The organism is Pseudarthrobacter sp. H2 (genome assembly GCF_050157045.1).
Lineage (GTDB): Bacteria > Actinomycetota > Actinomycetes > Actinomycetales > Micrococcaceae > Arthrobacter.
This window is the reverse complement of the sequence record NZ_CP189594.1, coordinates 1807471-1821058: the sequence shown is the minus strand read 5'-3', so window position 1 is coordinate 1821058 and position 13588 is coordinate 1807471. Positions and strand designations below refer to the sequence as shown.

Sequence of the window (13588 nt, the reverse complement as noted above, 5' to 3'; positions counted from 1 at the left end):
GCTTACGGTGCTTCGCCCGGTTCATACCGTAGGGTCTGTAAACGTGAATTGGTTTGAAGCCGCCCTACTGGGCCTCGTACAGGGACTGACAGAATTCCTCCCGGTCTCCTCCAGCGCCCACCTGCGGATCGTGGGGTCCTTCCTCTCGAACGCCGCCGACCCCGGCGCGGCGTTCACCGCCATCACCCAGCTGGGCACGGAGACCGCCGTCATCGTCTACTTCCGGCACGACATCGTGCGGATCGCCAAGGCCTGGTTCGGTTCGCTGACCGGCAGGGTGCCCCGGCAGGACCCGGACGCACGGATGGGCTGGCTCGTGATCCTCGGCAGCCTGCCGATCATCGTCCTCGGGCTGCTCTTCCAGGACCAGATCGAATCGGTGCTCCGCAGCCTGTGGATCGTTGCGACCACCCTGATTGTCTTTGGCCTGTTCCTCGCGGTTGCCGACGCCGTCGGGCGCCAGGACCGCGAGCTGAGCAGGCTCAGCTACAGACACGGGATCCTGTACGGCCTGGCGCAGGCCATGGCGCTGATCCCGGGCGTGTCCCGGTCCGGCGGAACCATCACCGCCGGCCTGCTGATGGGCTACACCCGCGAGGCCGCGGCCCGCTACTCCTTCCTGCTCGCCATCCCCGCCGTCTTCGGCAGCGGCCTGTACCAGCTCTACAAGGTCCTCTCCAAGGAGGGCATCGCCGGACCGTACGGCCTCCCGGAGACCGCCCTCGCCACGGTCATCGCGTTCGCGGTGGGCTATGTCATCATCGGCTGGTTCCTGAAATTCGTCTCGACCCGGAGCTACCGCCTGTTCGTCTGGTACCGGATCTTCCTGGGCCTGGCGCTGTACCTGCTGCTCGGTTTCAATGTCATCAGCGCCTAGCATTAGGCTTGGGCTGTGAAGTCCTGGATATCCCGCCCTGTTCCCCGGCTGCCGGGCAGCATGCCTGCCCTCCGCCTCTTCGACACCGCCAAAGGCGGCCTCGTCACCCTCGAGGCAACGGGGGAGCAGTCCATGTATGTCTGCGGAATCACCCCGTATGACGCCACCCACATGGGGCACGCGGCCAGCTACCTCGCCTTCGACCTGCTCAACCGGGCCTGGCGGGACGGCGGCCAGCAGGTCTCCTACGTCCAGAACGTGACCGACGTCGACGACCCCCTGCTGGAGCGCGCGACGGCGACCGGCGTCGACTGGCGCGAGCTCGCCGCCAGCCAGATCAAGCTCTTCCAGACGGACATGGAAGCCCTCAACGTCCTGGCGCCCGACCACTACGTCGGCGCCGTCGAGGCCATCCCCGCGATCGTGCCCGCCATCGAGCGCCTCCTGCGCCAGGGCCTGGCGTACCGGGTTGCCGGCGGCGCCGGCGAGCCCGACGGCGATGTCTACTACGACGTCGAGGCGGCCGGCAAGCACTCCGCCGACGCCGTCGGCGCGTGGACCCTGGGTGCAATCTCGGGCCTCTCCGACGCCGAAATGCTGGAGCTGTTCGCCGAACGCGGCGGGGACCCCGGCCGCGCGGGCAAACGCCAGGCACTCGATCCGCTGCTGTGGCGGGTCGCCCGCGAGGGCGAGCCGTCCTGGGAGGGCGGCGAACTCGGCGCGGGCCGGCCCGGCTGGCACATCGAATGCACCGTCATTGCCCACGAGTACCTGCCGGCGCCGTTCACGGTGCAGGGCGGCGGCTCGGACCTGATCTTCCCCCACCACGAGATGGGCGCCGGGCACGCCTACTCCCTCGCCGGGGTTCCGCTGGCACGCCACTTCGCGCACGCCGGCATGGTGGGCCTGGACGGCGAGAAGATGAGCAAGTCCAAGGGCAACCTGGTCCTGGTTTCCAGGCTCCGGGCCGCCGGGGAAGAGCCGGCGGCCATCCGCCTGGCGATCCTGGCCCACCATTACCGCTCCGACTGGTCCTGGACCGATGCCGGCTTTGCCGAAGCCAAGGCGAGGCTGCAGACCTGGCGTGAGGCCCTCGCCGTGGCGCCCGCGGGCTCCGCGGCCGCGCTCGTGGCACGCATGCGCGGTGCGCTGTCCAACGACCTGGATGCCCCGGGCGTACTGGACGCCGTGGACGAATGGGCCCGGACTGCCCTCAACGGCGGCGGTACCGGCGCGGCAGGAGACGCTGCACTGGTCAGCGACGCCGTCGACGCACTCCTCGGCGTCGAACTCTAAACCGCAGAACCGGGCGGCCGGCCCTGCGGTTCTTCGAGGTGCAGGCCGGCGCCGGGCTATTGCTTGTCCTTGCCCCGCCGCTTGAGGTAACGCTCGAATTCGCGGGCGATCGATTCGCCGCTGGCCTCGGGGAGGTCTGCGGTGTCCTTGGCTTCCTCGAGCTGGCGGACATAGGCGGCGATCTCCGGATCCTCAGTGGCCAACTCGTCGACGCCGCGTTCCCAGGCGTCTGATTCCTCGACGAGTTCCGTGGTGTCCAGGGGGACCTGCAGGAGCTCCTCGATCCGGTGGAGCAGCGCCAGCTGCGCCTTGGGGGACGGCGCCTGGGCCACGTAGTGGGGCACGGCGGCCCACAGCGAGATGGTGGGCAGGCCGGCCAGCAACGCTACTTCCCCGAGCACGCCGACGATCCCCACGGGACCCTCATACTGCGACGCCTCCAGGTCCATCCGCTCACGCAGGGCGCTGTCATCCGTGGAGGCGCTCACGGGGATCGGACGGCTGTGCGGCACATCGGCGAGGAGGGCACCGACCAGGATCACGTAATCCACGTGGAGCGCCTCGGCGTGCACCAGCAGCTCCGCCGTGTAGGCGCGCCACTTGTAGGACGGCTCCGTGCCCTGGACGAAGATGACGTCCACGTTGGAGTCCGGAACGCTGGCCTTGTGGATCCGGGTGGACGGCCATTTGATCTTCCGCTCACCGGACGGGGTCCGGCGGATCGTGGGCCGGGTGAACTGGAAGTCGTAGTACTCATCGGCGTCGATCGAGGCGACCTTCTTGCCGCCCCAAAGCTTGTTCAGGTAGTGCAGCGCATCGCTCGCGGCTTCCCCGGCGTCGTTCCACCCTTCGAAGGCGGCAAGCATCACCGTGATGCGCTGGCCGTCCGGCACCGGCTGCAGCAGCCGTTCCGGTTCAGGCACGGCGCCCGTTTCCGTGGTGTCTCCGTCGAAGCTGTTCATCTCTTCACCCTACGTCCATGGGGTGGACCCGTGCATGGAATGAAGCGCCGCAAATCGCTGCCGGCGCCCCGAAACCGTCCGCAGGGCCCGGCAGCGGCCGCTGATATTCGCCAACGGCGTAGCGCGCGGCACTGGAACGGGGCCGCACCGTAGACTGGAAGGCATGCGATCCTCAGCCCCCCGGCCCCTGCTCAAAGCTGCCCTCTGGGACATGGATGGCACCATCGTCGACACCGAGCCGTACTGGATCGAAGCCGAGCACGCCCTGGTGGCCGCCCACGGCGGCCAGTGGTCGCACGCGCAGGCCATGCAGCTGGTCGGCCAGTCCCTCGTCTTCTCCGCCGGAATCCTGCAGGACGCCGGCGTGGATCTGGAGCGCCGGGAAATCATCGGCATCCTCACGGCCCACGTGATCAGCCAGGTCCGGAATTCCGTGCCCTGGCGGCCCGGTGCGCGCGAACTGCTCGACGAGCTCCACACGGCAGGCGTCCGCTGCGTCCTCGTGACCATGTCCGAGGGCCCGCTCGCCCGCGAAATCGTCGGGAGCCTGCCCAAACCGTACTTCGACTTCCTGGTCACGGGGGACACCGTCACGCACGGAAAACCCCACCCGGAGGCGTACCTGAAAGCCGTCGAACTGCTGCAACTGCAGGATCCGGGGCTGACCCTGCACGAATGCGTCGCGCTGGAAGACTCCGTGCCGGGCGTCGCCGCCGCGGTGGCCTCCGGCGTCGTGACCGTCGCCATCCCGCACATCATGCCCCTGCCGCACGATCCCCGCCGCGCCACCTGGGACACCCTCGAGGGACGCACCGTCGCCGACCTCGAAGAGCTCGTGGCCCTGCGGCACGAGTACCCGGAGGCAACCTTCGAGCTGGAAAGCGCGGGCGCCCCCAACACCAGGAGCCGGGCCATTGACTGACACCGAAACGCAGGGACCGCCACGCAAGAACCTCGCCTCCCGCAAGGAAGGCATCCCGCTGGGACGGATCGCCGGCATCCCCGTGGTGCTGGCCTACTCCTGGTTCATCATCGCGGCGTTCACCGTGATCGTCTACGGGCCGGTGCTGGCGCACAACGACTCTTCGCTGGGCCTGGGCGCCTACTTCGTCGCGTTCGCCTACGCCGTGCTGCTGCTGATCTCCGTGCTCGTGCACGAGCTCGCCCACGCGCTGACCGCCAAGATCTACCACTGGCCCACGGAGAAGATCGTCCTGAACCTCTGGGGCGGCCACACCCAGTTCGAGAGCTTCACCGCGTCCCCGGGCCGCTCGGTGCTCGTGGCGATGGCCGGACCCGCCGCGAACTTCGTCCTCGCCGGCGGCGGCTGGCTGCTGGTGTCCACCGCCGGGCTGACCGGCGTCGCCGATATCCTGGCCAACATCTTCGTCTGGGCCAACCTGCTGATCGGCATCTTCAACGTGCTGCCAGGCCTTCCGCTGGACGGCGGCCGGCTGGTCGAGTCCGCGGTCTGGAAGGCTACCGGCAGCCAGGAGAAAGGCACCGTCGCCGCCGGTTGGGGCGGCCGGATCATCGTGATCGCCCTGGCCGTGTGGTTCATCGTCCTTCCGGCGCTCAACGGGGACCGGCTGGACCTGTCCTTCGCCCTGATCACGGCCCTGGTGGGCAGCTTCCTCTGGATGGGGGCCGGCGCGTCCATCCAGCAGGCGCGCCTGCGCGGCCGGCTGCACCTGGTCGACGCCGGCGCCCTCGCCGAGCCCGCCGTCGGACTCCCGGAGTCCGCGACCGTCGCCGATGTGCTGGCCCTGGCACAGGACGGCGCCGCAGGCGCGGTCCCCGCCGTCGTGCTGTGCGGGCCCGACGGCCGGCCCGTGGCCCTGGTCGACGCCGGCGCCGTCTCAACGGTGCCGCCGGCCGCCGCAGCCTCCACCCCGGTCAGCGCCGTCGCGTATGCCCTCGGCGCCGGCGCCTACGTGCCCGAATTCTCCAGGGGCCAGGAGCTGGTCCAGTACCTCGCCCAGCTGGAAGGCCAGGAGTACGCCGTCGTGGACGGGGCCGGAAACGTGACCGGCCTGCTGCGCCAGGCGGCCGTCCTGAAGGCCATCACCGGCAAGGAGCCCCGCCTAGGCAGAGGCGCCCCCGGCAGAGCCGGAAGGCAGCCCGGAAGGTAGCCCGACAGGCAGCCCGAGCGCCGGAACCGGTAGAGTTACCTGCCGGTCGTGTATTTCCGGCCCCACGCGCAAGGCCCCAGGCAGAAGAACCCAGCCCGCCGGCAAATCCGCGGCCACACAGCTTTACAGGAGCGAGGACTATTTTCATGAGCAGCGACACCGCCGCCAACCCCAACCCGGCCACCACCGGCGAAACCACCAGCGCCGCCAACCCGGCCACCACCGGCGAAACCACCAGCGCCGCGGCCACCACCAACGCCAACCCGGCAGCCGCCGGCACCGCCGGCCAGTCTCCCGCCACCTCCGCCGGCACGCCGCCGGCAGGCCCGGCACCGATTGGCGCCGCGCGGCGCCGCGGGCCGTTCCGCGAGGGCGAGCGCGTGCAGCTCACCGACGAGCGCGGCCGGATGAACACCATCACCCTGGAGGTCGGCGGCGCGTTCCACACCCACCGCGGCTTCCTGAACCACGACGAGATCATCGGCCAGCCGGACGGCTCCGTCGTCGTCAACAACGTCGGCCAGCAGTACCAGACGCTGCGCCCCCTGCTCTCGGACTTCGTGCTCTCGATGCCGCGCGGCGCCGCGGTGGTCTATCCCAAGGACGCCGGCCAGATCGTCACCATGGCCGACATTTTCCCCGGCGCACGCGTCGTGGAGGCCGGGGTCGGCTCCGGCGCGCTGTCCATCTCGCTGCTGCGCGCCGTGGGGGACAACGGCTACCTGCATTCCTTCGAACGGCGTGAGGAATTCGCGGACATCGCCCGCGGCAACGTCGAGACGATCTTCGGCGGACCCCACCCGGCCTGGCAGATCTCCCTCGGCGACTTCCAGGAGGAAGTTGTCCGCAGCGAGGCCCCCGGCTCCGTGGACCGGGTGGTGCTGGACATGCTGGCGCCGTGGGAGTGCCTGGACGCCGTCGCCACCGTGCTGGCTCCGGGCGGCGTGTGGATCAACTATGTCGCGACCGTGACGCAGCTGTCCCGGACCGCCGAGGCGATCCGCGCCGACGGCCGCTTCACCGCCCCGGACGCCTGGGAATCCATGGTCCGCGGCTGGCACCTCGAAGGCCTGGCCGTGCGTCCGGACCACCGCATGGTGGCCCACACCGGCTTCCTGCTCGTCACCCGCAGGCTGGCCGACGGCGTCACCGGCATCTCCGTCAAGCGCCGCCCCTCCAAGACGGACTTCAACGAAGACGACGTCAACGCCTGGACTCCCGGCGCCGTCGGGGAACGCGCCGTTTCGGACAAGAAGCTGCGCCGCGCCGCCCGCGACGCCATCGCCGGCACCAACGTCAAGGACGCCCCGGAGGTCACAAACTAGCCGCTATATTTGGGAAGTCTCCAGCAGCACCCGCCTTCTTGGGGCTAAGGTCTTAACAGAAGCGCAGGAAGGGGCTGATGCACGATGGAGACTCCGAACACCGACCCGGGCCGCACACCGGCAGAGACCGCCGCAGAGGCGGCTGCACAGGCGGCCGCACAGACGGCGTCAGGACAGGCTTCGGCCGCCGACGGCGACCGTTACGCCGCGAATGAACTGTCCGTGTCCGAGCGGCAGGTCAATATCCTCCGGGACAAGCTCCGGCATATTGACCGCCAGCTCGCCTCCGCGACGCAGAACAATTCCAGGCTGGTCAGCATGCTCGAGACCGCGAAGACGGAGATCCTGCGTCTGAAGAACGCCCTCGACCAGGAGGGCCAGCCGCCGTACAGCTTCGGCACGATCCTGCAGCTCAACCCCAAGCGGCAGGCCGCCGCCGGCAGCAGCGGGCAGGCGGTCACCGAGGAGTCCGTGGACATCTTCAATGCCGGCCGCAAGATGCGCGTGGGCGTCAGCCCGCTGGTGAACATGAACCAGCTCGCGGTCGGCCAGGAGGTCCTGCTCAACGAGGCCCTCATGGTGGTTGCCGGGCTCGGCTACGAGCGGGCCGGCGATCTGGTCACCCTCAAGGAGATGCTGGGGCCGGACCGCGCCCTGGTGGTCGGCCGCGCCGACGAGGAGCGGGTGGTCCGGCTCTCCGGCGCCCTGCTGGCGCAGAAGCTCCGGGTCGGTGACGCCCTGTCGATCGATTCGCGCACCGGCTACGCGCTGGAGAAAATCCCGCGCTCCGAGGTGGAGAACCTGGTCCTCGAGGAAGTCCCGGACATCACGTACCAGGACATCGGCGGCCTCGGCCCGCAGATCGAACAGATCCGCGACGCCGTCGAACTGCCGTTCCTGCACCCGGACCTGTACCGCGAACACGGGCTGAAGGCACCCAAGGGCATCCTGCTTTACGGCCCGCCGGGCTGCGGCAAGACGCTGATCGCCAAGGCCGTGGCGAACTCGCTGGCCGCCCGGGCCGCCGAACGCGCGGGCAAGACGGACATGAAGAGCTACTTCCTGAACATCAAGGGCCCGGAACTCCTCGACAAATACGTCGGCGAGACCGAACGGCACATCCGGCTGATCTTCGCCCGGGCGCGGGAGAAGGCCTCCGAGGGCAGCCCCGTCGTGGTGTTCTTCGACGAAATGGATTCGCTGTTCCGCACCCGCGGCACCGGCATCTCCTCCGACGTCGAGACGACGATCGTGCCGCAGCTGCTCAGCGAGATCGACGGCGTCGAACGGCTCGACAACGTGATCGTGATCGGCGCCTCGAACCGCGAAGACATGATCGATCCGGCGATCCTGCGGCCGGGCCGGCTGGACGTGAAGGTGAAAATCCAGCGCCCCGACGCCGAGGCGGCGGCGGACATCTTCAACAAGTACATCACCACGGACCTGCCCTTCCACGAGTCGGACCTCGCCGAGCACGGCGGCGACGTCCAGGCCACCGTGGACGCGATGGTCCAGCGCACGGTCGAGGCGATGTACGCCACCGAGAAGTCCAACGAATACCTTGAGGTGACCTACGCCAACGGCGACACCGAGATGCTCTACTTCAAGGACTTCAACTCCGGCGCCGTGGTGCAGAACGTGGTGGACCGGGCCAAGAAATACGCCATCAAGGACCTGCTCACCGTCGGGCAGAAAGGCCTGCGCATCGACCACCTGCTCCGCGCCGTCGTCGACGAGTTCCGTGAGCACGAGGACATGCCCAACACCACCAACCCGGACGACTGGGCGCGGATCTCGGGCAAGAAGGGCGAGCGCATCACGTACATCCGCACCATCGTCCAAGGCAAGGCCGGCCAGGAGCCCGGCAAGTCCATCGAGACGATGCCGAGCACGGGCCAGTACCTGTGACGGCAGTCGTTCCCGGCACGCCGGCCCGTGCCGGCGGAGGCCTGCCCGCCGGCGGCGCCATGCGGGTGATGGGCTCGGAGACCGAATACGGCATCCACGCGCCGTCCGCGCCGGGGGCCAACGCCACCATGATGTCGGCCCGGGTGATCCAGGCCTACGCCCAGGTGACCCGGCAGCGGGCCGCCGGCGGAGCCGAAACCCGGTGGGACTATACGGACGAGGAACCGCTGCATGACGCGCGCGGCTGGACCCTGGAGCGCAGCGCGGCGGACCCGGAGCAGCTGACGGACCAGCCGCCGGTCCTGGACGCCGAGGCGGTCGCCCTCGCCTACGGCCGGCAGGAGCTGGAGGCCGACGGCGAGGACGGGTCCGGCACGCTGCTGATGAACATGGTGCTGGGCAACGGTGCACGCCTCTACGTCGACCACGCCCACCCCGAGTACTCCAGCCCCGAGGTCACCAATCCGCGGGACGCCGTCGCCTGGGACGCCGCCGGCGACCTCGTGGCCCTGGCCGCGGTGCGCCGCCTGGCCGCGGACCCGGAGCTGCCGCCCATCAACCTGTACAAGAACAACACCGACAACAAATCCGTCTCGTACGGCTCGCACGAGAACTACCTGATGCCCCGGTCCGTGCCGTTCGGCGACATCGTCCGCGGCCTGACACCGTTCTTCGTCACCCGCCAGGTCATCTGCGGCGCCGGCCGGGTCGGCATGGGCCAGGACAGCTCCCGGCCCGGCTACCAGATCAGCCAGCGCGCGGATTTCTTCGAGACCGAGGTGGGACTCGAGACCACCATCCGCCGCCCCATCATCAACACCCGCGACGAGCCGCACGCCACCGCCGACAAGTACCGCCGGCTTCACGTCATCATCGGGGACGCGAACCTGAGCCAGGCGTCCAACTACCTCAAGTTCGGCACCACCGCGATGGTCCTGAGCCTGATCGAGGCGGGCCTGGCCCCGCGCCTGGAAGTCCACGAACCTGTCGCGGCGCTGCAGGCCGTCAGCCACGACACCTCGCTGACCGCCACCGTGCGGCTGCTGGACGGACGCCGGGTGACCGCCCTGGACCTGCAATGGATCTACTACGAGGCCGCCGCGAAGCATGCCCAGGACACCGGCGTCGCCGACGCCGTGGACGGCGACGGGCACACCCACGCCGTGCTGGAACGCTGGGCTGCGACGCTCACCGGACTGGGAGGCGACCGGGCGGCGGCCGCCTCCTCGGTGGAGTGGCTCGCCAAGCTCTCCCTGCTGGAGGGCTACCGGCAGCGCGACGGGCTGGACTGGGACAGCGCCCGGCTGGGCCTCGTGGACCTGCAATGGGCGGATATCCGGCCCGAAAAAGGCCTCTACTACCGGCTGCTGGCCCGCGACCGGATGCAGCGGATCGTCGACGACGGCACGATCGCCCGCGCCATGACGGAGCCGCCGTCGGACACGCGTGCCTACTTCCGCGGCCGTTGCGTCAGCCGCTTCGGCACCGATCTGGTCGGTGCCAGCTGGGACTCCGTCATCTTCGACGTCCCCGGGCGCGGCAAGCTCCAGCGCGTCCCCACCCGTGAACCGCTGCGCGGGACCGAAGCCCTCACCGGCGGCCTGTTTGCCCGGCACCGGGAGGCCGGCCCCTTCCTCGCGGAACTCCTGGGACTCAGCCCGAGTTCATAGTAGTAAAGGGCCCCGCCGGCGGCCCGGGCGTGGCAATATTGCTACAGGATGTCCCTTGCGAAAAAGGGGACGGACAGAAGGAGAAAACAATGGCAGGCCAGGAGCAGCAGCAGCCGCAGTCGCGGGACACCGAAGTTGACGAGGACGTCCCCGCCGCGCCGCCCGCCCCCGCGGAAGCGCAGGCGTCGGCGGCCACCCAGGGCGTCGATGATCTGCTCGATGAGATCGACGGTGTCCTGGAGTCCAACGCCGAGGAGTTCGTCCGCGCCTTCGTCCAAAAGGGCGGCCAGTAGGACCGGCCGCCAGCCGCCGCACCAGCGGTCTGAGGGGCTGAATGCCGGACGAGTCGTTGATCCACCACATTGAGGAGTGCACCAGTGCAGGAAACAACAGCCAACCAGGTAGCAGCCAGTGCGACGTCCTCCTTCACCGAACATCTGCAACGCGAACGGCCCGGTTTAATGCCTCTCGGGTTCATGCCTTCCGGTTTAACGCCTTCCGGCCAGCAGCTCCCGGCCGCGGCCCTTACTGGCCACGCCGCGGCCCCCCTCCAGGTGCCCCACGGGACCACGATCGTGGCCCTGACCTACGCCGGGGGAGTACTGATGGCGGGGGACCGCCGCGCCACCATGGGCAACGTGATCGCCAGCCGGCACATTGAAAAGGTGTTCCCCGCAGACCAGTACTCGGTGCTGGGCATCGCCGGGACGGCCGGCATCGCCCTGGACATCACCCGGCTGTTCCAGGTTGAACTGGAACACTACGAGAAGATCGAAGGAACACTCCTGAGCCTGGACGGCAAGGCCAACCGGCTCGGCGCCATGATCCGCGGCAATCTCGCCATGGCGATGCAGGGGCTCGCCGTCGTCCCGCTGTTCGCCGGGTTCGACCTGCCCGCAGGGATTGGCCGGCTGTTCTCCTACGATGTCACCGGCGGGCGCTACGAGGAGCAGGAGCACCACACCGTCGGCTCCGGCTCGATGTTTGCCCGCGGGGCCCTGAAGAAACTCTGGCGGCCCAACCTTTCGGAGCAGGACGCCGTCGCCGTGGCCGTCGAGGCGCTGTACGACGCCGCCGACGACGACTCCGCCACGGGCGGCCCGGACCCGGTCCGGCAACTCTGGCCAGTGGTGTACGTGGTCAACCGGGCGGGTGCCGCACGGGTCCCGGAACGGGACCTTGCCGCCGTCGCCGGGACCATCATCGAATCCCGGGCCGTGGCCCAGCGGGAGGCCTGACATGACCCAGCAGTTCTATGTCTCGCCCGAGCAGCTGATGAAGGACCGTGCGGATTTCGCACGGAAAGGCATCGCGCGGGGGCGTTCGGTCGTGGTCATCAGCTGCCGGGAGGGAATAGCTCTGGTCGCGGAGAACCCCTCGCCGTCGCTGCACAAGATCGGCGAGATCTACGACAGGATCGCCTTCGCCGCCGTCGGCAAATACAACGAGTTCGAGAGCCTGCGCCAGGCCGGCGTGCGGTACGCGGACGTCCGCGGCTACTCCTATGACCGCGAGGACGTCACGGCCCGGGGACTGGCCAGCGTCTACGCGCAAAGCCTCGGGGCCGTGTTCACGGCCGAACAGAAGCCCTTCGAGGTGGAACTGGCCGTGGCCGAGGTCGGCTCCAGCCAGGAAGCGGACCACCTGTACCGGCTGACCTTCGACGGGTCCATCGCCGATGAGCACGGCTTCATCGTGATGGGCGGCCAGGCGGACAAGGTGTCCGCAGCCGTCGAGGCGGGCTGGCAGGGCGAACTCGATTTCGCCGGCGCCATCCGGCTCGCCCTGGCCGGACTCGTGGCGGACAAGGAAACCACCACACTGCCGGCGTCGGCCGTGGAGGTCGCCGTGCTGGACCGCCGCCCAGAAACAGGCCGCGGCACCCGCCGGGCCTTCCGGCGGCTCGAGGACGCCGACGTCGTGGCATTGCTTGCGGAGGAGAACTGACATGGACAAGCGCATTTTCGGCATCGAAACCGAATTCGGGATTTCCTATTCGAGCCCCGAATCCCGGCCGCTGGCCCCCGAGGAAGTGGCCCGCTACCTCTTCCGCAAGGTGGTCAGCTGGGGACGGTCCTCCAATGTGTTCCTGACCAACGGCTCACGCCTGTACCTGGACGTCGGATCGCACCCGGAGTACGCCACGGCCGAATGCGACGACCTGGCGCAGCTGATCGCCCATGACAAGGCCGGCGAACTCATCCTTTGTGACCTCGTGGACGAGGCCCAGGAACGGCTGGCGGCCGAGGGCTTTAACGGGACCGTGTACCTGTTCAAGAACAACACCGACTCCGCCGGGAACTCCTACGGCAGCCACGAGAACTACCTGATCCCGCGGCGCGGTGAATTTTCCCGGCTCGCCGAGATCCTGATCCCGTTCCTGGTGACCCGCCAGCTGATCGCCGGGGCGGGCAAGATCCTGAAGACCCCGCATGGGGCAACGTTCGCGTTCTCGCAGCGGGCCGACCACATCTGGGAGGGCGTGTCCTCCGCGACCACCCGGTCCCGGCCGATCATCAACACCCGCGACGAGCCGCACGCCGACGCCGAGTTCTACCGGCGGCTGCATGTCATCGTGGGCGATTCGAACATGTCCGAAACCACCGCGCTGCTGAAGGTCGGCACCGTGGACCTGATCCTGCGGATGATCGAAGCGGGGGTCATCATGCGGGACATGCGGATGGAGAACCCCATCCGCAGCATCCGCGAGATCTCCCACGATCTCAGCGGCCGGGCCCTGGTCCGCCTCGCCAACGGCCGGCAGCTCACCGCCCTGGAAATCCAGCGGGAGTACCTGGGCAAGGTGACGGCCTTCGTGGCCGAACACGGCGCCCACAACGCCCACGTGCCGCTGATCCTGGACCTGTGGGAACGGACGCTGGATGCGATCGAAAGCGGCGACACCAGCACGATCGAGACCGAGATTGACTGGGCCATCAAGAAGAAGCTGATGGACAACTACCGGCAGCGGCACGGCCTGGGACTCGACGCGCCCCGGATCGCGCAGCTGGATCTGACCTATCACGACATTTCCCGCAGCCGCGGGCTCTACTACCTGCTCCAGTCCCGCGGAGCCGTCCGGCGGGTGGCGGACGACACCGCCGTCAAGGACGCCGTGGACGCCCCGCCGCAGACCACCCGGGCCAAACTGCGCGGCGATTTCGTCCGCCGGGCCCAGGAACTGGGCCGCGACTACACGGTGGACTGGGTGCACCTGAAGCTCAATGACCGCGCCCACCAGACGATCCTGTGCAAGGATCCGTTCCGCAGCGTGGACGAACGGGTGGATGCCCTGCTGGACTCTATGGGCTGATACCCAGCTTTCCACGTTATTCTGGTGAGGGCCGTAAACTGGCCACCGCTTTCTTTGCCGCGGGCGACCGTCGGGCAAAGCGTCCATTCCCCCTCGACGAAAGTT

12 protein-coding genes are annotated in these 13588 nt (G+C 68.9%); 11 read left to right on the top strand and 1 reads right to left on the bottom strand.

Annotation, left to right across the window (positions count from 1 at the left end):
• The first annotated feature begins 43 nt into the window (after positions 1-43).
• Together ACQCSZ_RS08595 and mshC are read left to right on the top strand one after the other, a co-directional pair.
• On the top strand, positions 44-877 hold the full coding sequence (locus ACQCSZ_RS08595) for an undecaprenyl-diphosphate phosphatase (protein ID WP_427007594.1): 834 nt from the start codon (positions 44-46) through the stop codon (positions 875-877).
• A gap of 15 nt (positions 878-892) precedes the next feature.
• Entirely contained in the window at positions 893-2173 is a 1281-nt protein-coding gene (mshC, locus tag ACQCSZ_RS08590; RefSeq protein WP_427007593.1) for a cysteine--1-D-myo-inosityl 2-amino-2-deoxy-alpha-D-glucopyranoside ligase, read from the top strand.
• A gap of 56 nt (positions 2174-2229) precedes the next feature.
• Here mshC and ACQCSZ_RS08585 read toward each other — a convergent pair whose 3' ends face one another.
• Entirely contained in the window at positions 2230-3135 is a 906-nt protein-coding gene (locus ACQCSZ_RS08585; RefSeq protein ID WP_427007592.1) for a PAC2 family protein, read from the bottom strand.
• Positions 3136-3298: 163 nt separating this feature from the next.
• On the opposite strand from ACQCSZ_RS08585, the gene ACQCSZ_RS08580 reads away from it, so the two are divergent.
• The 9 genes from ACQCSZ_RS08580 to pafA all read left to right on the top strand — a co-directional run bounded on the left by ACQCSZ_RS08580 (position 3299) and on the right by pafA (position 13483).
• Complete coding sequence (locus ACQCSZ_RS08580; RefSeq protein ID WP_427007591.1) at positions 3299-4057, top strand: HAD family hydrolase; 759 nt, start codon at positions 3299-3301, stop codon at positions 4055-4057.
• Entirely contained in the window at positions 4050-5267 is a 1218-nt protein-coding gene (locus ACQCSZ_RS08575; protein WP_427007590.1) for a site-2 protease family protein, read from the top strand. The genes ACQCSZ_RS08580 and ACQCSZ_RS08575 overlap by 8 nt, the downstream gene beginning before the upstream one ends.
• A gap of 146 nt (positions 5268-5413) precedes the next feature.
• A complete protein-coding gene (locus ACQCSZ_RS08570; RefSeq protein WP_427007589.1) occupies positions 5414-6592 on the top strand; it encodes a tRNA (adenine-N1)-methyltransferase in 1179 nt (392 codons plus the stop codon).
• A gap of 84 nt (positions 6593-6676) precedes the next feature.
• On the top strand, positions 6677-8500 hold the full coding sequence (gene arc, locus ACQCSZ_RS08565; protein WP_427007588.1) for a proteasome ATPase: 1824 nt from the start codon (positions 6677-6679) through the stop codon (positions 8498-8500).
• Complete coding sequence (dop, locus tag ACQCSZ_RS08560) at positions 8497-10170, top strand: depupylase/deamidase Dop (RefSeq protein WP_427007587.1); 1674 nt, start codon at positions 8497-8499, stop codon at positions 10168-10170. The genes arc and dop overlap by 4 nt, the downstream gene beginning before the upstream one ends.
• Before the next feature lie 89 nt (positions 10171-10259).
• Positions 10260-10463 carry a ubiquitin-like protein Pup gene (locus tag ACQCSZ_RS08555; RefSeq protein WP_211881074.1) on the top strand — a complete coding sequence of 68 codons (204 nt, stop codon included), beginning with the start codon at positions 10260-10262 and terminating at the stop codon, positions 10461-10463.
• 84 nt (positions 10464-10547) lie between these two features.
• Positions 10548-11408: a proteasome subunit beta gene (prcB, locus tag ACQCSZ_RS08550; RefSeq protein ID WP_427007586.1), complete on the top strand. Its 861-nt coding sequence runs from the start codon at positions 10548-10550 to the stop codon at positions 11406-11408.
• 1 nt (position 11409) lies between these two features.
• The gene (prcA, locus tag ACQCSZ_RS08545) at positions 11410-12117 is read left to right on the top strand and encodes a proteasome subunit alpha (RefSeq protein WP_427007585.1); all 708 of its coding nucleotides are present in this window, start codon (positions 11410-11412) and stop codon (positions 12115-12117) included.
• A gap of 1 nt (position 12118) precedes the next feature.
• Positions 12119-13483, top strand: coding sequence for a Pup--protein ligase (gene pafA / locus ACQCSZ_RS08540; protein WP_427007584.1), 1365 nt, complete (start codon positions 12119-12121; stop codon positions 13481-13483).
• Positions 13484-13588 lie beyond the last annotated feature (105 nt).